Consider the following 25,438-nt stretch of genomic DNA (forward strand, 5'->3'; position numbering starts at 1 on the left):
CATGGCTCACGTGAACCACAGTGCCACGACGATCGAACCGCTGGAAGTCACTCTCACTGAACGCAATCGGATCAACATCCAATTCGCGCAGCACATGAACCTCACACTCACGATCGCGGAGTCGGTAGACCTCATCACCGAACTCGCTCTCGTCCTTGGCGAAGCAGAAGGCGAAGAGATCCGCACTCTCGTCCGGGATGAGTCCGAGATCCGCACTGCGGCCGAGATTCGAGAAGGACTCTGATGGAACAGAATTCGGCACAAGGTCCCTGAGATCTGCATTAGTTAGTCAACGCCTGGCGCGGCATCACTGTTGACGAAATTCGGGAGAGCTCGACCTCCCCACCCAAAGGAAGTCGAGCTCTCCCGCCTCACAAGAAAGGCATGCCTCATGCCTGAAGACAATTCTACTCGAAGTGGCATCGCTCACGCGTTGCTCAATTCCCACCCGGACCTCATGCCGCTGGCACTACAACGGCTCTCTGGATTCTCCACTGGTGCAGAGTTTACGGCCGCGCAATTCGCGGAGGATCTACCCGGATATGTCGACGACAAGCCATCCCGGCTCGGGGCAGTGATCCGAGAACTTAACCGGCACGGGTACATCGAGTTCTACAGCTACGGGCCAAGGGCGATCCCGGGCGATTGGGATTCGCCAGCCCGGGTCTGGCGGCGCACCGCGAAACCAGTCATCCAGGGTGGTGCTGCATGACAGCCCTCGACGTACTTCGTGCGCGCTGGCAAGAGAATGGGCTTGCCTGGAAAGACAACGGTGACAGCGCATCAGCGCAGGCTCCCGGACACTCCGACAGTGATCGCTCCGTCACTTTCCGGCAGATCTCCGGCCAAGTCCTAATGAACAGCCACGCCGACGACAAAGAGCAGGTCCTTGCGGCGCTTGGGCTGACCACAGCTGCCCTGTTCGACGATCCGAAGGGAGTGACGTACTCCTATGGTGACGGCCGGACTGTTCATCGGTCACCTGCTAAGAAGTTTCGGCAGGCTGGGAACACTTCCGGCACTGCGCTCTACCGTGTCGAGCGACTCGACCAGCATCAGACTGGATCACCGGTCTATGTGGTCGAAGGCGAGAAGGACGTCCATGCACTCGAATCGATAGGTGCAGTCGCGGTGTGCTCCGCGATGGGCGCCGGCAAGGCGAATCGATTCGACTGGACTCCATTGACCGGTCACGTGGTGATCATCGTGGCCGACAATGATGCTCCGGGCGACAAGCATGCTCAGCAGGTCTACGACATTCTCGAACCTCTCGCAGACGGGGTCGTCGTCGTTCACGCAGCACAGGGCAAGGATGCTGCCGATCATATAGCTGCAGGGTGCGGACTCGACGAGTTTCAGCCGATAGATATGGGCGGCGGTCGCGGTCGCAGACTCAAAGTCACACGAGGATCGGAGGTTCAGACTCGACGAGTCACCTGGATCATGCCGGACTGGATCCCGACAGGCTCGCTGACCCTGCTGGCGGGGCGTGAAGGGTTGGGCAAGTCGACGATTGCGGGCAGCATCTGCGCGGCGATCACTCGCGGCGCGCTCGAAGGGGAACTGTTCGGCGCACCCCGGAATGTCCTCTACGTCCACACCGAGGACTCCAGGGAGTTCACTGTCGCACCGCGGCTGAAAGCAGCCGGGGCAGACATGGATCGGGTGTTCTTCGTCGATGTGCAGACGGAGATGAGTGACTCCGGAACATTGATCTTGCCGCTTGACACGCTCGCCCTCGAAGACTTGGTTACGAAATACGACATGGCCATGGTGGTCCTCGATGCGGCCACGTCAAGCATGTCGGCCGAGCTCTCAGGGAAAGACGATCGAGCGGTCCGTCAGTATCTGGAGCCGCTGGCTCAGTTGGCCGCACGACGTGACTGTGTCGTCTTCGGCCTGTGTCACTTCGGAAAGCGCGACGGAGCGGATACGGGCAAGTTGATCCTCGGCTCGATCGCATGGTCCCAAGTTGCGCGTTCGGTTCTTTCCGTAGCGCTCGACGAGGACAGCGGGCACTTGGTGGTCACCAACACCAAAGGCAATCTCGCACCGAGAACACGGTCGATGGAAGCGCAGATCGTATCCACAACGATTCCAACTGAAGACGGTGACGCAGAAGTCGGCCGGATCGAATGGCTCGGAGAGTCCACTCGCGATGCCCGAGAGTTACTTCAAGGCGCCGACGATAGCGACCGAGACGACCGATCCGAAGCCGAAGCATGGCTCGAGGACTACCTGACCGAGCAAGGTAAGCCCACCGCAAAACAGGTCAAGGATGACGCCCGAAAGAAGGGCATCTCGGAACCGACCATCAAGCGCGCGGCGAAGAAGCTTGGGGTGGTTTACGCCTTCGAGGGATTCCCTCGAACGTCGGTCTGGTCGCTGCCCGTGCAGTCGGCTCAACCGGATCACTCAACTCTCTCACATGAGCTGACTGAGCCAACTGAGCCAACTGGGGCTGACCTGCGCAAACTCGATGAGCCAACTGGAACGAAATTACAGTCGGCTCACGCTCCCGTGAATGAGCCGACTGTGGAAATTCCCCACTTGAGGACCGGGACCCCGTCATTGATCAGGCTCTGCCCCGAGTGCAATGAACGACTCCCCGCGGGCATCGTCAGACACCTCGAATGTGTCCTGAACAAGGTTCGGTCCGCATGAGTCGACGCCGGCAGTCGCACATCCCAGAACTTCTTCAAGCTCTCGTAGATCCAAGGCTCGAAGGCGCCGCATGCGTCGGATTGGCACCACTCTTTGATGACTTCCCGGACGACGCCAGCGAAAGCGCCGACCAAAGGGAAGCCCGTCATCACAAGGCTCGCAGCATCTGTCACCGCTGTTCGGTCCGAGATTCGTGCGATACCGCCGCACGCGAACAAGGCCCCGAAGCAACAGGTATCTGGGCAGGAACTCTCCATATGCCAACCACCCCACGAAAGGCAGCGTCATGACCGAATCGTTCCATTTCCGGCCACGCCCACCAGTCGAAGAGCCAATCGCTCCATGGACTGAACTGCCCTCAGACCCGGCACACCCGACGTTCGAAGATGCACCTCGATTGTTCGTCGAACGACATCACCACAGCCTGTATCAACCCCAATTGGAGGAATGGCAGACCATCCCAATCACCGCGGTCTTCGTCTCCGATGGATTGACGGGTAATTGCATCGAGTTCGGCCCCTGGACGTTGGAGCCCGACGAAGCCAGACTCCTCGCACTCTCCCTCACCACGCTGGCGAACGCACTCGACCAGAAGGGCGACGTCAATGGCTGACAACATCAACCCCACCGGACCTATGCCCAAGAGCGCCATGATTATCGGAGACGACGGCATCCCCACGGCGATCATGGATTTCGACGTGGTCACTCAATCTGCGATCCAGCTGATGTACGACATGGCATCCAATAGCTCAGATCAAGAAGCACTTGCCGAGATCAGTGCTCGATACCTCGACGAGGTTGGGGCGGACCTCTTCGGGTATGTGACCGCCGCTGCGCTCAAGATGATGACTTCCTACGTGCTCGAGCCCACCCTCGAAGTCTGCGACGGCGTAGGGGTCAATCTCCGACAGAGCTTGTCCGATGCGGCCGCGAATGCGCGAAAGACGTTGTAGTGCCACGCATGCACCTTGACGTCGACGGCCCCGTCACTGTCGCTCGGAATAACAAGAACCGGCTGCGAATCACCCTTGGACACACGGGCATCGGCGTCGTCGTGACACCGCGACAAGCGATAGCACTGGCCAATCAATTAGTCGACGTTGCAGAGCAACTCACCCGAAAGCAGGAAAAATGACCGACAAGACACCCGACACACGATTCCATCTCAACGACCAAGGGCTCCCCGATGGTGTGACTGACTTCGACCAGGTTCGGGCCGATGCATGGGAGTTGTTTCAGGACATCCTCGACGCGACACAAAACCCGAACAAGGTGGCCGCGCACCTGAATGCGGCCGAGAAGAAGGTCGGCACTGTGCAGTGGAGCGCGACCGCAAGTCACGTGATCGCGTTGATAATGCACTTCGGCTTCGACCCTCTTGTCCGGAAGTTGAACGACATGGGTCAGTCTCCGAGCCAAATTGTCGACGTTATCGACTCGAACGTGAAAGCCGCCGCCTTCGACTACATGCGCCGAGACGTCACCGATCGGGAGGCCCAGCGATGAATCCTCCTGGACCGCAGGCTGCCCCTGCGGTCCAGGTGCTCGGTGCAAGTCTCCTTCTGCGAGGTTCTGCCGTGATGAATACTCAGCGTGCCGTCCGGTCTCTGATCGCGGCACATCGGAGGGAAGGGATTGCGCCGCCTCCTGAGATCGCGGCACTTCTCAGGGCGTGTGACGACGCTGCACGAGAGCTCCTCGCGTTGTCCGGAACCGGACAACGCGACACGACATCGATAGCGGTTCAACCACACTCGGATCTAGACAACATCGGGACACGAGAGGTGGCGAAGATCTTGCGGATATCGCAGCGACAGGCTCAACGCTTGTCTGCAACGCTCGACGCCCGCCAACTCGCCTCGCGTCAATGGATGTTCGATCGCACTGCAGTCCTCGCATACCAGCAGGCGCAGAGGGAATCCGGAAGGGCAGCGTAATGAACCAGTACAACGTCAAGTCAGCATGTGTCTACATCTCCGCAACTCGGACACGTGACGGCGCGATGTTGTACCGCGGATCCCCTGTGCCGCAGTGGTGCCCACCCGACCTGGTGGACCACTTCATCGAGAACGAGCTCGTTGAGCGATCGAATTTCGCCCCCGCTCCAGTTGTGGAGCTCCTCTCCATGGCTGGAGCGGGTGGCGCCGATGACGACTCAACGACCGACGCGCTTCGCGTCGGCGCAGAACTCTGACTCGAAGGAACCGCGACATGGCTCTCATCACGATCGGCTCACTGGTCCAGCCCGGCCAGGTCGCTGAAATCGATCCTTACTCACCGACTGCGCTCGAAGACGAGTACAAGTCGATCAATCCGAATGTGTACTCGCTCGCCCTTCGCGACGTCGGACCCGCGCCGAAGATGTTTCTCGCCGGAACGTCCTCGTTGCCCGAGTTCACAGCATCCGGGATCGCGCCGGAATCGTTGCTCAAACTCCCATACCGCGTCCGGCACGCTGCGGCGGCGGACCCTGACCGTAGCTCGGTGCAACGCTTGTTCGAAACCTACGCGGACTGGCCGGATGCCACGCTCGAATGCCCCGGCCTACGAGAAGCTGTCGGCCGAGTTCAATCGTGGCTCAGCAGCCCGCCAAAGTCTGCGGCTCCCTCGGAGTCGGATGGCGAAGACACCTGGAACGCGATATTCGGCGACAACAGCTCTGGAGCTTCATCTGCTCCCCAGCCCTCGGCTGAGGGCTACCTCCGCCGGCGGGGGTTCTGACATGAACTCTCATCAGAATCAACCCCTGACGTTTGCGAGGTAATGCCATGGCAGGCGGAAGAATTGATGTCGAGGTTGCAGCCGATCTATCGGAGTTCAACTCCCAGTTCGAAGAGGGCTTGGAGGGTGCCGGTGATGCTGCATCCAACTTTGCCGGAAAGATCGCCGGCGCCCTTGCGTTAACCGGTGCGGCTGTAAGTTTCGCGTCCGTCATCGACTTGGGTAACGAGTTCACTCGCACGCTCAATTCGATGTCGGGCGTCTCGGGTGCGACCGCGGCACAGATGGACGTCGTCAAACAGAAGGCGATGGAACTCGGCAATGATGTCGAGCTGTCGGCTACGTCGGCGAATGATGCTGCTGCGGCGATGACGGAGCTTGCCAAGGGTGGCTTCTCGGTCGATCAGTCGATGGAGGCAGCCAAGGGAACGCTGCAGTTGGCGGCTGCCGCACAGATTGATGCGGCCGAGGCTGCGACAATTCAGTCCCAGGCCCTTCAGGCGTTCGGCCTCGATGCTGACTATGCGGCGACTGCTGCTGACGTGTTGGCGAACGCGGCCAATGCGTCGAGTGCTGAGATCACGGATATCGCTGCCGGACTTCAGCAGTCCGGTGCGGTGGCCAATCAGTTCGGGCTCTCGATCGAGGAGACTGCGGCGACTCTCGGCGTTCTCGCGAATGCCGGTATCACCGGTTCTGACGCCGGCACGCTGCTGAAGTCGACCCTGCTGTCCTTGACGGATACGAGCAAGCCTGCTCAGGCCGCGATGGAAACTCTCGGCCTGAGCGTGTATGACGCCCAGGGCAATTTCGTCGGCATGGAGTCGCTGTTCGGCCAGCTCAAGGAAGCGTCTGGCGAATTGACGCCAGAGATCTATCAGCAGGCATCGGCGACTCTGTTCGGGTCTGACGCGATGCGCCTCTCAGGCGTTGCTGCAGAGCAGGGCTCTGAGGGCTGGAACGTCATGCGCGAAGCAATCGGCCGCCAAGGCGCTGCCGCTGAGCTTGCCGCTGCCCAGAATCAGGGCTTGCCGGGCGTTTTCGAGCGTATCCAGAACACGTCCGAGCGTCTCCAGCTTCAGCTCTACGACTTGATCGACGGACCACTCGCAGGATTCGGAACTGCTGTGGTCAACCTGGTCGACGGCGGACTCGACAAGTTCGACGCGGCAATGCACAACTCCAACGGCCTGATGGCCGGATTCAACGAAGTTATCAGTGGATCCCTGACAGACCTTCCGATGCTTCAGGGCGCATTCAACAACGTCGTCAGCACGGGGCGTTCGCTGGCCGAGATGGGTGTCAGTGTCGGCAACGGACTCAAGTCCATCGCCGAAGGCGCAATGGAATCGGGCAGCGTCGTCGACACCCTGCAGGGAACCCTCAGCCTCACAACGGGGGTCATCTCAACCACGTTCAACGCCATCCAGCCTCTGGTCAGTGTTGTCAGCACCGCGGCAGGTGCGTTCGGAGCTCTCCCAGGCCCTATCCAATCCGTTGCGGTCGGACTCGTTGCCCTCAAGGTTGCCTCAATGGCTACGAGTGCATTCATGGCCCGAGGCGTCGGCGACATGGGCCGGATGGCAACCGCCGCACACGGACTCGGAACTCGAATCCAAGGACTTCCCGGCACGGTTCGAAATCTGGGCACCTCACTGCAGACTGCGGGTGGAAACTTCCGAGCCTTCACCACGCTATCGGGTCAGGCGGGTGCTGGGGTTGGGCGGTTTGCCGGTTCGATGCAGGTGCTTTCGACCGGATCGGGAAGCCTCTCGCGTATCGGACAGTCGTTCGTGACGGCCTCGACGGGAGCTCAGCGATTCGGTACCGCCATCGGCACGTTGGCTGCGGCGGGAACCGGCCTCAAAACCATGGGCTCGAATCTGATGAGCGCCGTTGGTGGTCCATGGATGATCGGTATCGGTGCAGCGATCGCGGCGTTCTCCGTCTATTCAGCGGCGCAACGCAAGGCAGCGGAACACAACCGGATGCTCAAGCAGTCTGCTGAGGAGCTCGGCAAGGCGCTCTACGAATCCAACGGTGCTCTCAATGCCACTACGCAACGGGCAGCGGCCAACGCCTTGGAGAGTTCGAAGCTCGCAGGTACCGGACGCTCGCTGGTCGAGTACCTCGAAGCGGTTGGAGTATCCGGCGGTGTAGCGGCGAAGGGCCTCGCAGGATCTCGCTCCGAAATGCAGGCCACTCTCCGAGTTCTCGAGGATCAGGCTCGGATCGAAGCCGAGGTGAACAAGCAGCGCGTAGGCAAGGGATCCGAAGGATTCGCATCCTCAGCCCTGGGATCTCTCTTCAACATCGGCGGCGCGAAGGACAAGGCCAACGAAGCGGCAAACGCGTTGGCGGACTACAAGAAGCTCGACGAGGAAGCCCGCAAGCTGGCCGAGTCTCAGCGACGTCTCGATTTATCCGCGGGGTTCATCGACGCATCAGGTACAGCCACAGCTCTCGGCACGATGTCGAGCACGATGCGAGCCTTCGGCGAATCGACAGGCGGGGCGGCCTCGAAGATCGACATTCTCAATGGCGGCCTGGCCAAGCTTCGTGGGGATCAGCTGTCCATGAAGGACGCGCAGCAGCAGATGAATGATGCAATGCGTGGATTCGGCGAGGCAGCGCGCGAAGCTGGTACCGGGGTTGTCGACGCGGCCGGCAACATCGACACCTCGACGGCAGCGGGGTCGCGACTCTATTCCGAGCTTAAGAATGTCATGTCGGGTTTCGACGGGGTAGCCAACGCCGCTTACCAATCGGCCATCCAGCAGGGTCAGTCTCACGAGGATGCGGCAGCGGCTGCGGAAGCGGCAGCGCAACGCGAAATCGATGCCTTCACCCAGACGTTGCTACACGCCGGATACTCCGAGCAAGCAGTAGCGGCATTGATCACGCAGTTCAACCTGATTCCCCCGAACAAAAGCACGTACATCCAGATCAATGACGGTGACGCCTGGAACAAGATCAACGCTCTGCAGACGGGTATCAACAACCTTCAGGTCCCAATCGGACTCCCGTCGACACCGGCCTACTCAACTCCACTCCCGTTCGGGGTCTTCGGTGCAGCTGGGCGAGCACTCGGTGGGCCTATCGAGGGCGGCGTTCCAGGTAAGGACTCCGTTCCCATCCTGGCAATGCCCGGCGAGCACATGCTCACCACCGAAGATGTCGACAGCCTGGGCGGCCAAGACGGAGTGTTCCGATTCCGTGCCGCACTGGCGCAGGGCAAGGTTGGGAAGTTCGCAGACGGTGGAGCTATCGGCTCTGACGGTCTCGACAACATGATCAACTTCGCCCGGGCCAAGGCTGGGATCGGCTACAACTACGGGCCGTGGGATTGCTCGATGTATATGTCCCACATCGCCGCAACGGGCATGGGGCAGCAGCCTCGCCGACTGTGGACGACGTACTCGATCCTGGGCGGCGACCTGCAGGGCATGCAGCCCGGTGGCAGTGAAGGTCACTTCCGGATCGGTGTCAGCCAGGAGCATATGGCCGGCACCTTGTTCTTGAAGGACGGCTCTCGGGTTGATGTCGAGAACGGTGGCAGTAACTCCGGATCGACATTCGGCGGCAATGCGGCTGGCTATGACGACAGTCAGTTCCCTGCGCAGTTCCATCTTCCCGACGCCGCACTCTCGCCGGCGCTGCAGATGGCACTCACTGGAGGTTCTGGCGGTTCCGGAGCGTCGTACTCGGCTGGAGTCGCGAAGGATCCCTGGACTGAGAAAGATGCCCTCGCTCTCGAGTCCGCACGCGTGTCAATCATCCAGGCTCAGGAAGATCGAGATGCCGTCTACGCCAATGACAAGAAGACTGAGGCCGATCGGCAACAGGCGGACCTGAAAGTTCAACGCGCAGAACTGAAGGTCAAGGAACTCGAACAGAAGCGAGACGGTGCCGGATCGGCAACGTCGATCACTGCGGCTCCCGCTCTCACTGGAGCTATGACCGAGGATGCGATCGGCATCCGCAATGCGGAGATCGCTGTACTCGACGCCCAGCTGTCCCGAGACAAGACGTACGCCGACACCACGTCCACATCACTGGACAAGGAGAAGGCCGACATCGCCGTGTACTCGGCACAGAACCGACTCGAACAGGCGCGCAAGGATGCGACCGAAGCCAAGGACGGTAAGACGTTCTCGCTCAATGATCGCTTCAAGCAGTTCGGTTCCGACGTCGGTGGCATCATCGCCGGCGCCCTGGTCGAACAGCTACCCGAGTCCATCTCGAACTCCCACTGGTTCACCACCGACTGGGAAGGGTTGATGGGAACGAAGACGACACCCATCGCTGCCGCCGCGACTCCGACCTTCAGCACTGCGGAGATTCAGGCACAACTTCCCGTGACTCCGGGAATTCCTAATTGGGAATCCATGATTTCTAAAATCGGCGGAGATGATTGGCAGAAGCGAGTGGCCGAAGCACTTCGGTTGCCGACTGTCCTACGCGACGGCGGTGGACCGGTTCCTCACGGCACTGCGGCACTGAACCTGTCGGGCGCCGAGGAGTGGATGCTCACCGCGGACGAGCGGCTGAATCTCAGTCGCGACTTCGCGCTGATGCGCGGCACCAAGGGTGGCGATGGCGGTAGTGCGGACATCAGTGCCTTGACTGCTCAGGTTGATCGGCTGATGACTGTGGCCAGCAAACCATCCAGCGTCTACAACATCACCACCCGCGACGTTGAAGAGAACGCACGCCGCATCCGTCAGATCGAGAACACCAGAGCACTCGGTGCAGGGTCTCGGTTCTGATCATGCGCCTCAAGGTCCTGCGTGACCATGGACAGCCACTCTCCGCGAACCCGGAGGGTGGTTGTCGATCACGACCGACGAGTGACGAAGGGCATCTGGGATGGTCTCCTCGTTCACTGCGATGCAATCGGGTGCATGGTCAAAATGACCTCACACGATTCGGGTGCCGGCCAACCGACAGTGGGGCACCGGCGGTCGGCCGCAAGCCAATCCGAGACGACGAGACTTTCAACTCCAAAGTCCCCTTTCATTCAATGTCAGTCAATGCCCTGACCTGCGGCGATGCAACTCGTTCGACCTGCGAACGATCCCTCTGACCTGCGCAAACGCACGGGGTGGGGGGTCATCCCCAAACGGGGAAAACCGTCCCGCCGCGGGGGAGGTGAGAAGCAGGTTTGTGTACCGAACAACTCGAACGAACCCACGAGAAAGGGCCCCTGATGCCTCCTCAGAAGAACTGGACCAAGCCCAACAGTCGAGCGCACCGTCGACCCAATACAGGCGCTCAGCGTGCCGCTCTGGTGGTGCTACCAAGCCAGGGGTGCGAGCTCCCGGTACCGACCATTCCCGCCGGCCGTGAGTGGTCCGACAACGAGAAGACTCGGTGGACGGAGCTCTGGGAGTCTCCTCAGGCGACCCAGTGGGACGAGACTGCAACCGGAACTGTCGCCCTGCTCGTTGCGTACGAGTCAATGCTGCTCAAAGGCGAGGGCACTGCCTGGATCGCCCAAGAGGCCAGACATGCATCCGATGCACTCGGGTTGACTCCCAAAGCTATGGCCGCGCTCGGCTGGGCTGTCGAGCAGTCCGGGGGCAGTCATGAGTGAGCGTCGCCGAGCCCGGGCCGGCGCCCATGCAGTTGGGGCCGCGGGAGCTGTTCCTCCCGAACTGCTCGGAACATTCGAAGAGCATGAGGTCTGGTTCGACCGAGAAGCGTCTCTGCGATGGTTCACACGACACCACCTCAAGCCGTGGCCCATGCCCGATGCATACGGCCGGGACAACCCGCCTGGTCGACGGGACTACGCGGTGCATCAGTGGGCACTGGGCCAAGGAATCGAGTCCTCTCGCTGGCCCGGCAGTATCGACCATGTCCGTTTACGGGCTCTCGGAATCACCGAACGAACACGCGGATCGAGGCGCCTACGCCATATGCCGACCTAGTCACTTCTCTCCACACCTCACAGGAGCGTGGTTAAAAGAGACCCAATTCACTACCTCCTCGCCACTGAGTGGGATCATCTTGTTATGCCACTGAACCCACTATCTCGACGCGGGATGTTGACGTGAAACCAGACCCGAGAGACTCCTCCTGGGTATGAGAAGGGTTACGACATCGACAGTGAGGATGGAAATGACTGAGGGCACGCGCTGGGATGCACCTCAAACGCGGCACTTCGATGTGCCCGATCCAGAATCACCCCTGACCCATTTCGGCAGTCGATTGAAGGACGGCACTTGGAAATTCATCGATATGCCCAAGTGGCGGTCGGCCTCGAATGATCCATATGTCGAAGTCGATGTTTCCATGCTGCTCGGCAAGCTCACTATCGATGAAGCGTCAATGCGAATACGCCGAATGTCGGTGCCAGACAGGGAGAAACGCAAACAGGCGGTTCGCTATTTCATCACGGGAAAACTCCTCGAGAACGGCTACTACGTACTTCAAACACCGTCGCCGCATAATCCCGACCATGTGAGCGTGTACGGGAACATGGAGGAAATCGATGCCGCAATTCCGGCGGGCCAGCCAGTGCTTATCTCCGAGGACGCGCATCGCGCCTGGTGGACACACCCAGAGCGTGTCAAACTGAGTACGCTTGAGATTGAACGGAGGTGCCGAGATGACGAGTAGTGCTCCGCGCTGGGTCAGTGAAGTGCCTCCCCAGCAACCGACCATCATCCAGCATTGGGACGGCATGCCGTCGATCACACTTTCGAGGATCGCCACGGGGGCACGGCTGCTGTGGATGTTCCATGAGGATTTTCCTGACCAGTTGGGCGTGTTTATCCACCTCACTGACGACGAAGCGCAGAAGGTCTTCGAGACGCCCAACGATCATGGGCTGATTGAGGGGATTAGATCAAACCTCCGCGATCGCAACGCTTATGTGTGGCGCAAAGACGATAAGCGGTTCGGCGCTCGTCCGTTCAGGATCCCCAAACGGGGTGATGAGCCGTCATTCTCCGAGTCAATGTGGGATGCGGCGGAGGCTGTGGATTTAGAGGTGCGGATTGGCACGCCCTATGAAGCGGTTCGTCCAACTCAAGGTCTCACCAACTTCGTTGTAGACCTAATGATCACTCGAACCGAGACGCTGGAGCACGCAACAACATCTGTGTAATTCCTGCTCACAGCTCATAACCCTGGACGTGCCGGAAGAACTGATTAGTGGCGGATCGCTACGCCTCGGCGCTGGGAACGAAGACAGTCTATATGTACCCCTCGCTCATTTCGCGCGCCTGACGCGTTGCTGAGGGCAGCAGCGAGTGGCCGCTCTCCGGCCTTTTCCGAGGAAGCTCGGAAAACTTCTCTTGCGTCATACCCACTCGCCGGCTGCATTGGAAGAGCATGCTCTTTGCGTATGAGGACTCCATCACTGCCGAAGCGTGCCCCATGGACCGAAGAAGACGCGGCACATCTCGAGATGGTGCTAGCGACCTTCCCTCCCTGGAACGCCGATCAGATCGCAGTGGCTCGAAGGACTTTCGGGGCAGCGCAGGCCCGGATCGAGGCTAAGGAGGTAGTGAGGAAACAGAATCTCGGCAGTCAAAGTGACCATAAAGTGCATAAGCATGACTGAGAACATCGACACCCCTTGGATGAACGTCTCCCAGGCCGCGGCGTACATGCGCCGGCATCCTGTCACCGTCCGCAAGGATCTTGAGTCCGAGCGCCTTCTCGGGTATCAGCGCAAGGCACCGAATGGTCACTGGCGAATCCATCGCGACGACTGCGATCGGTTCCTCCGTGGCGAAGTGAGCTGAGTCGTGTTGGTATCAACACGACTAATTTGCGAGTGACATCGTGTCACGCTCGGGCAGTTGGTAAGTCCCCTCATAGGAGACCTTCATCGTGAAGGACTCCCGCGCAAGAAGAACGTGCCAGGCAAGGTGAGTTGCTTCGGGTAACTCTCCGCCTACTGGGCGGAGAGTCGATGTTCTCGCTCCGCAATCCGCTTCGCTGCTATGGCAAAGTTCCGGCGCAACACTTCGAGCTGATACGCACTCAATTCCTCTGGGGCGGCAGCCATGAACTTGGCGAACTGCTCGTGATCGTCTGCGGTCCAGTTTTCTCTGCCCATCTCGGCAACCTTGCCTGACCTCGGTTCAACCGACACCAGGTATAGAGAAAAGCTCCACACACCCCATAAGGCTTCCGATCCGACAGGGGTAGCCATCGTGACAACCCCCTGCTCTCAGTTCAACTGACCTCAGGTCCGACTGTGGTCGTATCACCACGGTTGAGACGGGCCGTGTGTGACGAATCTCGACACGCCAGTTGTGTCGAATCTCGACACATCCCTTTTTGCGCGCTCCCACAAAAATGCCGAGGATACTCACTAGCGAGTACCCCTCCGCCCATCTGGCCGTATTTCAACCACGGTCAGGGGTGTCACTAGTGACCACCCTTGGGCGCGCACTAGTGCGCACCCTTTTTCGTGGCGCCGCGGAAAAGGCCTACCGCCTTTTGCGAGTGTGCGGCGGGAACTCGGGACTTCCTCGCAGGATCCAGTCGATGACATCCTGTTCGAGGAATCGGAACCACTGGCCCGTTTGTCTGGGTAGCGCCTTCAGGGCTCCAGTGTTCGCGGCTCCGCGTACCCAGTTCTCGCCGCGGCGCGAGGCCTTCTGCACTTCGCTGACTGTCATCACTCATGGCATTTCCATGACTGGCGATGCTAGGTGTGCCCGCCGACGTCAATCTCGCCATGCCGCCGTTACAGTCTGACCGGTCTGGTATGCATTGCTGATGAACAAGATACTCGTGGCTGTACTCGGTGCCGGCGCTCTACTGCTCACGGGATGTGGGAGCGATCACGAGGGACTCCAGCCTGGTGCGGTGACGAGCACTTCGGCTGCGGCGCCCACAAGCGTCAAGATTCTGACGAGTGACGAGAAGTTCATGCTCCGCCTGCAGGCGAATGGAATGTTCCCCGCGCCGGACAAGGTGCAGCTGCTAACGCCTGCCGCAAGCGGTTACTGCGATCAGGTGCCAATGCTGAACCTTCCAGACAGCCAGAAATTTGATCAATTAGTCACCGCATCAATGGATCTCGGCGAGATTCAAGGAATCGACCTATTCGAGGACCGACCCACTACCGAGAGATTCGTCCGAGCGTCGATCGAGAGCTACTGCCCGCAGCTCGGCGGCATACTCCCCCGCGCATAGCGAAAGCGATGTCACAGCCGTGTCACTAAGGGTGGCGAACTTGCTTGAACAGTCATGAACGTCGGTGAACACTTTTCCCAGTTCAAATGGGCTGCAGCGAACTTCAGCGAACCGCTGCGCACGTTCCTGGCCGACTTCCCAAGCTGAATACGCGGGTTCGATTCCCGTCATCGGCTCCACAGATTCTCCGCAGTTCAGAGCCCTTTTTCGGGGCAGCGCACTTCGCTTGTTTGGGTCCCAAATCCTGTGACAGGTACACCGCAGGTACACAACCTCCTCCATTCAGTGATCAGTCAATCTGAATCCAACGCCAATGGGGGTGCTAGAGGACCGCGTCTCTGAATTCTGCAGTTCATTGATGCCGTCCGACAGGTCGTCACCCGGCCTAAATCGGTGTCCATTGCTGTGCTGGCGCCGCAGCATCAGGGTCCGATACGAGTCATGACGCAGGGCCCTCAGCAGGTGTTCGTCACCAATTGCCCCTCGCGCATTGGTGGCAGTTCCTCGGCTCTCACATCAGCAGTTGCTCGGCTTGGCTCGTGGCAAAGGGCATCTGGGATGACAGAACGCACGTAAACGACAGTCGCGGGAACTCGGTGAACTCGGCATCCGTCAAAAGCTCCTGCGCCGTAAAGGTTGTTCTCTTCCGCCTCGCGGAAAGGGTTCCTGGTCATGTCTTCTCATCGGTGGAAGTACCTGCACATTCCACCCCCGACGACAATCCGTCCTGTGCAACTTCGCTGCCACGTCATGATGGATCTCTCAAAGGTGCGGGCAATCCATCACAGGTGAGAGTGACCCTCAGGTCGAAATCGCCAAGGCTCTGTTTTGCTCCACTGCGCCAATACAGATTGGTCATCTCGCACTTCTTTGGAGACTGGTCCGACCCCACAGCCGCATTCACAGAAACTCTGCCGAAACTGTCAGGGCGACCTGGGATTGATTCAGAAGAAGGATCAAGTAACCTCACGTCCCACTTCTGTTCGACCTGTCCAACCAGTTCGGACCGAGCCTGTCTCTCGGCTTCCTCTGGGTCCATTCGCGCTCGTGACTTGTCCGCCACCACGGTGATGGCAAACAGTGCAGTGACAACCCCGATCGCGACCAGCAGTTTCCTCGTCTTCAGATTGGACCTCTGCCCACGAAGACGGATCCATCCGTTCTGGATCAACCAAATGAGAAGCCAGAACATCACGATCGCCAGCAGAATGATGAACTTGCCGATGAACCAATCAATGATCGGTGAATCTCTCACATCAGCAAGGAAGTGGAAATCGAGGTATTGGTCATCCATGCTTCGGTTCTCCTCGCGATTGCATGCCATGCCGGTCCTGCCGCGGGTCCTGAGCAGAATCGCAAGTGGCAGAATACGTTGCACCGAAATCACATTCGGACATCAAGCTACTCAATTCCTTCTCGACGTTCACGATGGCCTTCGCCTCTCACAGTTCCCGTCCAGCCGACGAGTGCTAGATCGTGCCTGCATCGAGCGGTGACCGCAGTATTCTTGCGCGAGCCCGTACAAAGAGTTCGTGCGCAACGAAATCGAATTCACGACGCACTGCCACCACACAGGTTTCGTTCTGCTCCGGAGCCCCCGCCAGTACCGCAAAGGTGCGCTTCGTTCGTGTTTTCGTCAGGCGAGTGGTTCAGCCGAGCCATTCGGAGATGGTGGCGTTGTCGATGCCGCCACCGAAAGAGTGGAACACCAGCAACGCTTGCCCCGACATCACCAGGCGGCCGTCCTCGGCGAGGCCGATATCGAGCATCCCCGCTTGCCCTTGGACCTGGCACCACACGAAGTCGGGAACCTGCAACAGCCCCGACGCCGGGTCCGTATCGAGGTCCGCCGGATGAAGGGACACTTCACCGAAGACGTTGTCCTCAAGCGCTTCCGCGGTCTCACGGTCCACCAACACCAGCGGGCCCGCACCGATCAGTCCGTCGGTAGGTTGCCGCGTGAACACGAAGTGCGCCCTCTCCACGGTCGGCGGCAAGGTTGCGGTGTCGATAACTGTGCGATCCCCGACAAACCCTGGCTCTTCCGGGACGACGACCCAGCGGTCCATTAATTTCTCCCCTTGAAGTGTTGTGGTCGAAGCAAATTCGAGATTCTTGCACTCACATGGCTAGCCGTCGCCCAGGTCTTCGAGAACGTCGGCGAACACCGAATCCGGTAACGGGTAGTGCTCACGCACCGTGGCACGTCGATGCTCGTCGAGCCACCGCAGTGTCCTCTCTCGATCACCGGCAGTAGCCACCTCACGAAACTGTTCCCAGAACATGACAAGTGGACCTGCCGGGTCGGCAGCCCGGCTGCGGAGATAGTCGAGTTGGCTGTCGACGACCTCGAGCGGTGACCCGGTGTCGGTGATCACGCGATACGCCGCCAGAAACCTCCAGCTGGTACTACGCGACTGGTCTCGGACCAGATACTTCTCCTCCAGAAATGCCGAGAAAAGCTCAGCCGGCTTGGTGTCGAATAGTTGCATTGCCGGGCCCTGAGCCCACTGCGTCACTATTGCCGCAGCGGAGACGGTGTCGAAGATGTCGATCTGCAGTCGGCGGAACTCCTGGTCCTGAAGCCTACTGTCGGGAATGTCCTGCCTCAGAGTGATGGCACGAGGAATGAGCGGTTCGAAGAGCCGGACATGGCCGATGGTCAGTTGTTCTCTGTTGGGGATCGGATCGATCCCGACGGTGTCGAACCACCACCGAACTGGCGTGTGCAGCAGTTCCGCTCGCAAACCGCTACCGATGATCGTCCAGTTGGGCCCGAGCTTCTGCACCGCCGCGCCCAGCACCTTCTCCCACGCAGCGCCTCTTCCTTTCTTCGGAGTCAGATCCGCGATCGCATCTTTCGCCATCTCCCGCAACTGATCCCGGTCCATTCCTAGGGACTCGAGCACCTCACTGACCGATTTCGGAGGCTTAGGCTTGTCATCGCTCATCTGTACACATCTGTTCGGATCCCAGTCGTCATCGCCAGCGTTGCGGTCGCGACCGACAGCAGCTCGTTGATCAGCTATCGGATCAGGCCGAGAATGATCAGCACTACGGACAGCCATCACATGAACTCCAGATAATAAACGAGAACGGCAGCAGGACAGATGAATTCAGAGAGGATCTGAATGCGACAAGATCGAATGGCGCGCTAAGTCGATGTCAAGGCGCACAACGAAGTCAGAAAACAGTCAGTTGAGGCGCGGCTGTCGAGCAGATATCCCCGCGTGACCGCCCCGGGATCAGAGGTCAGAGCCAGGTGGGATCGGAGTACACGAACAACGTGTTGTCCGACGTCGCCGTCGACACCGAGAGTTGCGCGTACGAGCGGATCGTCACCGGCCCCATGCACGCATCAACCTTCACGTGCACGTTCTCTGCCGTGATCGACGCCTTCGACGACTCGAGATCCTTCTTCCCCAACGGAATCGTCGTGATCGTGCCCGGCGCAATCGTCGACTGAATACTCGGATTCACCGACGCATTCACACCCACGTTCGCCGACGGAACCCCGGAGATACTCACACCGACAGACGGGCCGAGCGAAAAACCAAGCCCCAATCCAAGTCCAGAGGAAACATCGATCTGGCAGCCGATCTGCAACCCCTGCTCGACATAACCGGTCTTCACCGCCGAATCGCCCGCACCACCGATCGTGCCGGTCACCTTCGCCGACACGAACCCCTCACGGGTGAACGCCGTCGTCGCCAGATTCGGCACCGGATTCGCCGACAGTTTGGTAGCAGCAAGATCCAACGACCAGCCGTCATCGGTGACCGTGCTCGCATACTTGTCTGCCAACGCCGTCGGGGCCGCCGAGGCGGTTCCACCGAAGACGATCCCCGCTACGACACCGCTTGCAGCACAAACACTTACAGCCCCAACCAAAGACTTCACACAGGGACGTGCTGCGCGATTCGATTGACCGATTCCCATGGACTGCTCCCGAGCTTCGAACGGCAACCTGACGGTAACCGATAACTAACTGAACAAGTTACCGGACAGTACCAATCGTCCCGTTTGGCCGCCACACCTCCGAATACCCCGGAGCCGAAATACCTCGAAACTCCAATAACAGACACATCACGAAAGACGTCCGACCTGCATAAAGGACCTTTGTCACCCCGTGTCCGACATCACGTTTCCTGCTTGGCGCACGCGGTACTACCCCCGAGCATTCCCAGCGTTGACGGCTGCGCAGTTCTCCAACAGTCTCTGGACAACGAAGGACTCAGGGGTTTTGACCGAAAGACACAACTACCAAGACCGAAGGAAGGGGAATCACGACAGAGGTCGATTAATGTGCATCTGCTCAATCAGCCTTCTCAGCTCCGATTGATCGAATACGTCTGTTGGCTCGAGTGCCCTTGCCACGTTGAGGCAGCTACCGATCCCGGACGCGGGCGGGAGCTGTCTCCGATGTTGACCACGATGGACCTGTACCTAGTTGGCACCGACCAATTTAGGTCGTCGAACAGGTAGCCGGTGGAAGCGCTGCGGACTTTGGCGGCCGCACTATTTGGTGAGGATCGGTCGGTCGCCTCTTGAAATGTAATTGGCGAATCGCTCAATTCCTGCTTGTGAGAAGCTCCCTCGGCCTGCGCGTTTCAGTGCGGCTTCGACGAATGGGAGTGGTTTCCTGCGGTATGTGCGGTAGATGCTGTCGAGTACTGGTTGCAGTGCCCGGCGTGCGAGGTCTGCTGTTTCCGGGTCTGAACCCCCGAACTTCACTGTCACATTCGGCATAGATACCCCTGTTGGTCGAGTGTCCGATTCCCTGGCCGGAAGCGTACGTATCGGGATTGCGAATCAGTACAGAAACACCAAAAAGGGGCGCTAAGTCCCTACTTGCGGTGGATACGACTCCGTCTTTGGGTTGACGAAAAACAGCCCGACCGCGGCATGCGGTCCGGCTTCTGTTCTACGACTGCGGGTTACGACCCGAAGCCGAGGCCGCTGGTTTCGCCTGCTTCACGTTGGATGGCGGGTTGCCGATGCTGACGGGTGTTTGCGTCAACGCGTAGTGAACTCCCCATCTACAACGTCCATGCAGAATGACCCCACGACATAGTTGCCGTCTTCGATGCAGTAGCCGAATTCTTTGAGGCGATAGCCACCGGCCACCCGAAGGTGCCCCGTCCCGCGGTCGACCACCTACAACGGGCGTTCCACGGTTCCGCAGAAGTTCAATGCCTGTGGTGCAAGGCCCCGCGGGGTCGTCGCCCCTGCGACCACTGGCGGAACTGTCCACCGCTGTTGCCTCGGTTGGCTTTGTTGACCTTGACGGTGGCGTACTCGAGGTTGCGCTTTCGACCGCGTGGTCGGGGATCTGGAAGTCGTAGCTGGTCTGCAACCAGCCTGTTCCATCAGCCTCTGCGATGAATGTCCCGATGGGTAGCGCTCGGAGACCCAAGTCATCGATGCCAGTTTCCGCGATCTCATTGCCAACATGCCCCACGACGTTCTATGGTTCATTACATGAGTAATGAACCAGTGAACACCGAGCGCCGATCATCGTGATCGACGACGGACGACCACTGTTCCAGCAGATCGCCGAGCAGATCGAGAGTTCGATCATCGACGGCTCACTACCCGAAGACGGGCAGGTGCCGTCGACCAACGAACTGGCGGCGTTCCACCGGATCAATCCGGCCACTGCAGCCAAGGGCCTCAATCAACTCGTGGGCGAGGGGATTCTCTACAAGAAACGCGGAATCGGAATGTTTGTCACTGTCGGCGCCCGCGATGCACTCAGGTTCAGACGCCGAGAAGCGTTCGCACGCCAGTACATCGAGCCGCTGGTCACGGAGGCCGACCGCCTCCAGATTTCCCTCGACGAACTCAAATCCATGCTGGACGACCGGAAGGCGGACTGATGAACGCAAGCACGACAACGAGCGAGTCCCACGTCAGGCGTTTCGACGAAACTCAACTCGTCGCCTCGATGCGCTCGGTGGGCAGAAAGTACGGGGACGTCGACGCGCTCGCGGACGTCTCGTTCGAGATCAGCCGCAACAAGATCTACGGCCTGCTCGGCCGCAACGGCGCAGGCAAGACCACGATCATGCAGATACTGACCGGGCAGGACCTGCACACCAGCGGCGACGTCGAGATATTCGGGGCTGCCCCTTTCGAGAATGCCGACGTACTGGCGAACGTGTGCTTCGTCAAGGAAAGCCAGACGTACCCCGAAGACCTCAAGGTCAAGCACGTACTCGTCGCCGCCGGCCATCTACTCCCGAATTGGGACCACGCGTTCGCCGAGACACTGCTCGACGATTTTCAACTTCCCCTCTGCCGCAAGGTGAAGAAGCTTTCGCGCGGCATGCGGTCAGCATTGGGCGTGATCATCGGGCTTGCTTCCCGTGCACCGCTCACGCTCTTCGACGAGCCGTATCTCGGCCTCGATGCCGTTGCACGCCAACTGTTCTACGATCGTCTGCTTGCCGATTACGCCGAACATCCTCGCACTGTGGTGCTTTCGACTCACCTGATCGACGAGGTAGCCAATCTGCTCGAGCACGTGATTGTCGTCGACGGCGGCCGGATTGTCGTCGACGAGGACGCGGATGCACTGCGTAGCCGCGCCGTAGTGATGTCCGGTCCCATTGATGCGGTGGATGCCGTTGCCGCGTCCGGCAGGGTCCTGCGCCGGGAGACACTAGGCGCCCACAGCCGAATCATGTTGCAGGCCGATGTGACAGAGACCGAGCGAATCCGACTGCGGGAGGCGGGAGTCCAAGTGGAACCGGCATCTTTGCAGGAACTTGTCATCGCGACTTCGACGCAGCGCAAGGAGATCACCGCATGAGCATCACAACGACAGAGCCACGGACGGTCCCGAAGGCGCCCACTCGGTCCAGGATCGGTTCCGTCCTACAACTGCACACAGTCGCGTGGCCGTTGCTGATCGCCTGGCCGGTGGGCATCCTGTTGATCTCGTTCCTGATCAGCTTCACTATCTACGCGATCGTCGGGAACGATGAGGGTGAAGGATTCACCGGCAGTGTGTTCTCGGTTTACGGTTTCGTGCTGGCGTTCTACCTCCAGTCGATGACGCAGACGTTCCCATTCGCGCTCGGACTGAGCGTGACTCGACGCGAGTTCTTCACTGCCACAGCGGTAATGGCGCTGGCACAGTCCGCAGTCTTCGCAATTGCGCTGCAACTGCTGTCCGTGGTGGAGTCCGCCACCCACGGCTGGGGTGTGCACATGCGCATGTTCGGCATCGCACGCTATTTCACCGACAACACCGCCGTACAGTTGCTCGCGCTGTTCGCGACGCTGCTGCTGACCAGTTCGATCGCAATGCTGACAGGTGCGATCTACCAGCGGTGGAGGACCACCGGCCTACTCGCCTCCCTCACCGGACTTTTCGGCTTGCTCGGCCTGTCAGCGATCCTGATCACGTGGGCTGGATGGTGGCCGGCGATCGGTTCGTGGTTCGCCGACACCACCCGAGTTGTACCGATGGCACTACTCCCCCTGGCTCTTGCCATCGCCTGCATCGCCGGAGCCTGGGCAACATTGCGTCGCGCAACGCCGTGACCGCGCAATCATGTGCGACGTCACATGTCGCGCCGTCTCGGAGTGCTCCTCGGATCAAAGCCGTCTAGACAGCTCGTCCCCCTCCCTGAGCCAGGAAGGGGGACGAGCGTCGCAACAGGGTGCTATCCAGACCCCGATTTGTCCGCTCTACTGCCGAGCCACCCGCTCTACAAAACTCGAAGCCCGCAGCACCAGTTCATCTTTCCGATCCTGGCGCGCAGCGGCGGCATCGTAGCCGGCATAAGGGAGCGGGGGGTCGTTACGAACGTTGTCCGAGCACTGGAAGTCTCGGCAGATCAGTGTTCCGACCGTGCTGCCACGTCGACCAGCGGGCCCGGCCAACTTGGCGCCGTAGAAGACGACCTCGTTGGGAAGTCGCGTGTCTCGGCACCAAGAACACTGGGCGCGCGACCGCGGAGTGGCCTCCGCTTGAACGAGCAAGACTCCGATGGTCTCCCCGTCGAGTGTCGGGACGATCGCGTAGGCGCGTCGGCCCATCTTGGGATCTCGCCAGCCCAGATAGTCGAGAGCGTCGAAGTCGATGGTGCCGAAGCCGTCTGGCAAGGTGAGATCGGACTTCTCCTTGCGACTCGCGTTGACGAGGCTGGCACGGATAGATGTATCGGTCAAAATGATCATGGGTGTATACCAATCGTGGCTCGGTGAAGGTGGGTACAGCTCATGGCCCGATCAGCACCAAGTGCTGTCGGGTCCGAAGTGCGCTATCTGTCGCCGGCGAAGACGACGCCGACAACCCCCTCACACCCATGGGGCTTCACCGTGTACGTAACCACACCGCGATGGTAGCTAGAGGCAAGCGTCACCGGCCACTCGATTTATCAGTCACGCCACACCGCAGTGAACTCGTACCAAGGTCCGCCGAGGTGAGTTGCGGAGAAATCATCGAACCCCGATGGTGGGCCGCTGGGCGCGTACGCCCGCCCACTCGAGGTGATGAACATGCTGTCGTTGTCGATGAAGTAGACCTCACCGGGACGTACGACATGGGCACTACTGATATCGAACTGGCCGATCTCGAGCTCTTCGAGAGTCGATCCAGGCTGCTCCAGCAGAGCAATCGCGATGGTCTCGAACTCGCCGCTCTTGTCGAGGAAAGTTGCTGGTGGCATCAACAACACCGCAGCGACCACGGCGATAATGGCAACCGGAGAGGGCAGGATCCACCACGACCACCGTCGGTCCTGGCCGAGGACATAGAGGGTACGGATTGCCCACACCAGACCGACCACGCTCGAGATGAGCAGAGCCACAGCGCTGACGAGGATGGGATCCAACCATCTGAACTCCCCGAACGGCGAAGGCCACCAACCGTAATGCTCGCGGATCAACGCAACAAGCGGAATAACGGTGAAGGCAAGAAGAATCGGCCCAGGGGGCTTGGCGGACGCCGGAGGATCAGCTACCACCATTCACCCAACGACTTCGGCCTTCTCATCACCCCACCGTATCTGCAGGTCATGGCAAACTCAGTTACATGACGAACGCCTTTGCAGTACAAGCACTCTCGTTCCACCCACAACATCCACCACAGCGATCGGCACTCTGCGCCACAACCGGCACACATAGACAATCTGCACAATCCGTACAAACAACGCGAATCGTGCGACAATCGGACGGTGAACGAGACCGCGAGTGGAGTTTCGCACCCGTGCCGACCGCGACTACTGAGCGTCGGCGTCCTCCTCTCCGCCGCCCTCCTGTGGTCCACTCCCCTCGCCGCCGCCGCGCCCACCGAACCCGGGCCAGCCAGTTGCATACCATTCGGAACCGCCCAACTGCCACCAGGTGCGCCCTCCGGTGGAGGTCGAGTCGGGTTGGCAAACCTACCGACATTCACCAGTTCAACCGCCCCCGGCTCGGTCGAGATCCGCACGCCAACTACCCAATTCAATCGTTTCTGGGACTTCGCGCTCGTCGACCACGACTTACTCGCTCGGCCACGAGAGCCAGGCGCATCAACGGCTGAACCGTGGCGTTTCGTGCCGATGCCCGAGTGCCTGCGTGGACGACTGGTCGGGATATCACTGGACGACGACGAACTCGTCGCGGTCGACGACAACGGCTGGATCTACACGATGGACAACGCCTCCCAGGATCCGCTGGTATGGAACTGGACCTCAGCGTGGGGTGCGCCCCTGTGGAGCGGCACAGGTCGACAACTTCCAGGAGACCGGCCGAACGGGTGGGCACTGAGCGTCTCGTCGCCTTGGGACAATCAAACTTTCACCGACATCGCAGGACGGATTCACTTCGTCGGGCTCGCTAAGATGACGATGATCCCCACGCTGACCGCGGACGGCAGCCGAATAACCTACGCAGACCCGTGGCTGCCCAACGACGACAGCTACGAGATCGGCGGCCCGCTCGGCGGGCGATTCCAGGCGGACTCGCTGTCGGCGGCCGGATCAACCACTTTCGTGATGAACAAGTACGGCGACATATACACCCGCACATTTGATTTCGATTCTTCGGGATCGGACTCGATCTTCTTCCGCTACAGCTGGGAAGATCAGTCGGACAAGCCGTCGGCACCCAACCTCGTGGCCGAAACTCTGGACCGCAGCACCGCCGCGATCCAACTTCCGGCGCCCGACTGGGTGCACCAGCCCAAGATTCCCGGTGAAGTCACATCCGCGATCAGTGTGCACTCACTCGGTCCCGGCCCGAACCGGCGTGAGTTGCGTGTCGAGGGCCGCCGCGGCGCCGAATCCGGTTTCTGGCACAAGGATCTCGTCGGGGATGCTTGGGAGTTCACGCCGACCGGCGCGTCCCTCCTCGGCACACTGATCGAAAACGGGCCGACAGACCGGTCGACGGATACTCTGTCCCCCGCTGCCCCCTGGCACTTGTCCACGACCTTGCCCGCCCGCGACGGTGCCATCGACGGTCAGGCTCTGATCGACATCGGGTTTCCGTACTCTGTGGTGGATCCGCGCATGCTCGACGCGATCGGCCAGCACGCACAACCGTCCGGATACCGACTGGACGTGGACCATTTCGACCCGGTCGCCACCACCCGGACCGCGACCGTGACTGCACCGGATGGCACGGTTCTTCCGGTCGTCCTGCACACCGCCGACGGACTACGGATGGCTCCCCGCGCATCCGGCCTCGATGCCGATCCGCGCCACCTCGTCGGGGCAATCGAGATCCCGTCGGACGCGTACGCGGATCGGGCATCGAACCCCGCTCTGGACGCGTTCGTGCAGGACTGGATGCGCGGAAACCACATTGCCGCGATCACGCTCAGCGCCACCGACCACGACTTGGTGATCCGCTAGCCGAAACCAGCGCCGTCCACCGTGTCACCTCGATTAGG

General features: G+C 60.1%; 27 protein-coding genes. 20 read left to right on the forward strand and 7 right to left on the reverse strand.

Annotation, left to right across the window (positions count from 1 at the left end):
* Position 1: 1 nt before the first annotated feature.
* The 15 genes from R4P65_RS23040 to R4P65_RS23110 all read left to right on the forward strand — a co-directional run bounded on the left by R4P65_RS23040 (position 2) and on the right by R4P65_RS23110 (position 13,142).
* A complete protein-coding gene (locus tag R4P65_RS23040) occupies positions 2 to 244 on the forward strand; it encodes a hypothetical protein (RefSeq protein WP_317828247.1) in 243 nt (80 codons plus the stop codon).
* Positions 245 to 708: 464 nt separating this feature from the next.
* Positions 709 to 2,664: an AAA family ATPase gene (locus R4P65_RS23045; protein WP_317828248.1), complete on the forward strand. Its 1,956-nt coding sequence runs from the start codon at positions 709 to 711 to the stop codon at positions 2,662 to 2,664.
* On the forward strand, positions 2,661 to 2,954 hold the full coding sequence (locus tag R4P65_RS23050) for a WhiB family transcriptional regulator (protein ID WP_317828249.1): 294 nt from the start codon (positions 2,661 to 2,663) through the stop codon (positions 2,952 to 2,954). The genes R4P65_RS23045 and R4P65_RS23050 overlap by 4 nt, the downstream gene beginning before the upstream one ends.
* A complete protein-coding gene (locus tag R4P65_RS23055) occupies positions 2,951 to 3,277 on the forward strand; it encodes a hypothetical protein (RefSeq protein WP_317828250.1) in 327 nt (108 codons plus the stop codon). The genes R4P65_RS23050 and R4P65_RS23055 overlap by 4 nt, the downstream gene beginning before the upstream one ends.
* On the forward strand, positions 3,270 to 3,617 hold the full coding sequence (locus R4P65_RS23060; protein ID WP_317828251.1) for a hypothetical protein: 348 nt from the start codon (positions 3,270 to 3,272) through the stop codon (positions 3,615 to 3,617). The genes R4P65_RS23055 and R4P65_RS23060 overlap by 8 nt, the downstream gene beginning before the upstream one ends.
* 178 nt (positions 3,618 to 3,795) lie before the next feature.
* Entirely contained in the window at positions 3,796 to 4,170 is a 375-nt protein-coding gene (locus tag R4P65_RS23065; RefSeq protein WP_317828252.1) for a hypothetical protein, read from the forward strand.
* Positions 4,167 to 4,601, forward strand: a complete 435-nt coding sequence (locus R4P65_RS23070) for a helix-turn-helix domain-containing protein (protein WP_317828253.1) — start codon at positions 4,167 to 4,169, stop codon at positions 4,599 to 4,601. Before R4P65_RS23065 ends, R4P65_RS23070 begins: the two co-directional genes overlap by 4 nt.
* Positions 4,601 to 4,858, forward strand: a complete 258-nt coding sequence (locus R4P65_RS23075) for a hypothetical protein (protein ID WP_317828254.1) — start codon at positions 4,601 to 4,603, stop codon at positions 4,856 to 4,858. The genes R4P65_RS23070 and R4P65_RS23075 overlap by 1 nt, the downstream gene beginning before the upstream one ends.
* A gap of 17 nt (positions 4,859 to 4,875) precedes the next feature.
* Entirely contained in the window at positions 4,876 to 5,385 is a 510-nt protein-coding gene (locus R4P65_RS23080) for a hypothetical protein (RefSeq protein WP_317828255.1), read from the forward strand.
* Between the two features lie 47 nt (positions 5,386 to 5,432).
* Positions 5,433 to 10,154: a phage tail tape measure protein gene (locus R4P65_RS23085; RefSeq protein WP_317828256.1), complete on the forward strand. Its 4,722-nt coding sequence runs from the start codon at positions 5,433 to 5,435 to the stop codon at positions 10,152 to 10,154.
* Positions 10,155 to 10,594: 440 nt separating this feature from the next.
* Complete coding sequence (locus R4P65_RS23090; RefSeq protein WP_317828257.1) at positions 10,595 to 10,981, forward strand: hypothetical protein; 387 nt, start codon at positions 10,595 to 10,597, stop codon at positions 10,979 to 10,981.
* Entirely contained in the window at positions 10,974 to 11,318 is a 345-nt protein-coding gene (locus R4P65_RS23095; protein WP_317828258.1) for a hypothetical protein, read from the forward strand. Before R4P65_RS23090 ends, R4P65_RS23095 begins: the two co-directional genes overlap by 8 nt.
* A gap of 190 nt (positions 11,319 to 11,508) precedes the next feature.
* Positions 11,509 to 12,009 carry a hypothetical protein gene (locus R4P65_RS23100; RefSeq protein ID WP_317828259.1) on the forward strand — a complete coding sequence of 167 codons (501 nt, stop codon included), beginning with the start codon at positions 11,509 to 11,511 and terminating at the stop codon, positions 12,007 to 12,009.
* A complete protein-coding gene (locus tag R4P65_RS23105; RefSeq protein ID WP_317828260.1) occupies positions 11,999 to 12,499 on the forward strand; it encodes a hypothetical protein in 501 nt (166 codons plus the stop codon). Before R4P65_RS23100 ends, R4P65_RS23105 begins: the two co-directional genes overlap by 11 nt.
* Positions 12,500 to 12,950: 451 nt before the next feature.
* Positions 12,951 to 13,142, forward strand: coding sequence for a helix-turn-helix domain-containing protein (locus R4P65_RS23110; protein WP_283384971.1), 192 nt, complete (start codon positions 12,951 to 12,953; stop codon positions 13,140 to 13,142).
* A 152-nt stretch (positions 13,143 to 13,294) separates the two neighbouring features.
* Here R4P65_RS23110 and R4P65_RS23115 read toward each other — a convergent pair whose 3' ends face one another.
* Positions 13,295 to 13,459, reverse strand: coding sequence for a hypothetical protein (locus R4P65_RS23115; RefSeq protein WP_317828261.1), 165 nt, complete (start codon positions 13,457 to 13,459; stop codon positions 13,295 to 13,297).
* Positions 13,460 to 14,127: 668 nt separating this feature from the next.
* Here R4P65_RS23115 and R4P65_RS23120 point away from each other — a divergent pair.
* Positions 14,128 to 14,547 (forward strand): hypothetical protein, encoded by a 420-nt coding sequence (locus R4P65_RS23120; protein ID WP_317828262.1) that lies wholly within the window; start codon positions 14,128 to 14,130, stop codon positions 14,545 to 14,547.
* 748 nt (positions 14,548 to 15,295) lie between these two features.
* Here R4P65_RS23120 and R4P65_RS23125 read toward each other — a convergent pair.
* The 4 genes from R4P65_RS23125 to R4P65_RS23140 all read right to left on the reverse strand — a co-directional run bounded on the left by R4P65_RS23125 (position 15,296) and on the right by R4P65_RS23140 (position 18,486).
* A complete protein-coding gene (locus R4P65_RS23125; RefSeq protein WP_230816432.1) occupies positions 15,296 to 15,841 on the reverse strand; it encodes a hypothetical protein in 546 nt (181 codons plus the stop codon).
* A gap of 355 nt (positions 15,842 to 16,196) precedes the next feature.
* A complete protein-coding gene (locus tag R4P65_RS23130) occupies positions 16,197 to 16,616 on the reverse strand; it encodes a hypothetical protein (protein WP_317828263.1) in 420 nt (139 codons plus the stop codon).
* 60 nt (positions 16,617 to 16,676) lie between these two features.
* A complete protein-coding gene (locus R4P65_RS23135; RefSeq protein ID WP_317828264.1) occupies positions 16,677 to 17,498 on the reverse strand; it encodes a hypothetical protein in 822 nt (273 codons plus the stop codon).
* Positions 17,499 to 17,799: 301 nt separating this feature from the next.
* Positions 17,800 to 18,486, reverse strand: coding sequence for an MspA family porin (locus tag R4P65_RS23140; RefSeq protein ID WP_411742581.1), 687 nt, complete (start codon positions 18,484 to 18,486; stop codon positions 17,800 to 17,802).
* A 1,580-nt stretch (positions 18,487 to 20,066) separates the two neighbouring features.
* On the opposite strand from R4P65_RS23140, the gene R4P65_RS23145 reads away from it, so the two are divergent.
* From R4P65_RS23145 to R4P65_RS23155, 3 genes are read left to right on the forward strand one after another with little or no spacing between them, the layout of a single operon-like run.
* Positions 20,067 to 20,426 (forward strand): GntR family transcriptional regulator, encoded by a 360-nt coding sequence (locus tag R4P65_RS23145; RefSeq protein WP_317828266.1) that lies wholly within the window; start codon positions 20,067 to 20,069, stop codon positions 20,424 to 20,426.
* A complete protein-coding gene (locus R4P65_RS23150; RefSeq protein ID WP_317828267.1) occupies positions 20,426 to 21,361 on the forward strand; it encodes an ABC transporter ATP-binding protein in 936 nt (311 codons plus the stop codon). The genes R4P65_RS23145 and R4P65_RS23150 overlap by 1 nt, the downstream gene beginning before the upstream one ends.
* Positions 21,358 to 22,098 (forward strand): ABC transporter permease, encoded by a 741-nt coding sequence (locus R4P65_RS23155; RefSeq protein ID WP_317828268.1) that lies wholly within the window; start codon positions 21,358 to 21,360, stop codon positions 22,096 to 22,098. The genes R4P65_RS23150 and R4P65_RS23155 overlap by 4 nt, the downstream gene beginning before the upstream one ends.
* A gap of 147 nt (positions 22,099 to 22,245) precedes the next feature.
* On the opposite strand, the gene R4P65_RS23160 is transcribed toward R4P65_RS23155, so the two are convergent.
* On the reverse strand, positions 22,246 to 22,737 hold the full coding sequence (locus tag R4P65_RS23160) for an FBP domain-containing protein (RefSeq protein WP_317828269.1): 492 nt from the start codon (positions 22,735 to 22,737) through the stop codon (positions 22,246 to 22,248).
* A gap of 200 nt (positions 22,738 to 22,937) precedes the next feature.
* The gene (locus R4P65_RS23165; RefSeq protein WP_317828270.1) at positions 22,938 to 23,528 is read right to left on the reverse strand and encodes a DUF1109 domain-containing protein; all 591 of its coding nucleotides are present in this window, start codon (positions 23,526 to 23,528) and stop codon (positions 22,938 to 22,940) included.
* Between the two features lie 207 nt (positions 23,529 to 23,735).
* Here R4P65_RS23165 and R4P65_RS23170 point away from each other — a divergent pair, with 207 nt between their 5' ends.
* Positions 23,736 to 25,400, forward strand: a complete 1,665-nt coding sequence (locus R4P65_RS23170) for a hypothetical protein (RefSeq protein ID WP_317828271.1) — start codon at positions 23,736 to 23,738, stop codon at positions 25,398 to 25,400.
* The last annotated feature ends 38 nt before the right edge of the window (positions 25,401 to 25,438 follow it).

Origin of the sequence: Rhodococcus sp. IEGM 1318 (assembly GCF_033142465.1) — a bacterium.
GTDB classification, from domain to species: Bacteria; Actinomycetota; Actinomycetes; order Mycobacteriales; family Mycobacteriaceae; genus Rhodococcus_F; species Rhodococcus_F qingshengii_B.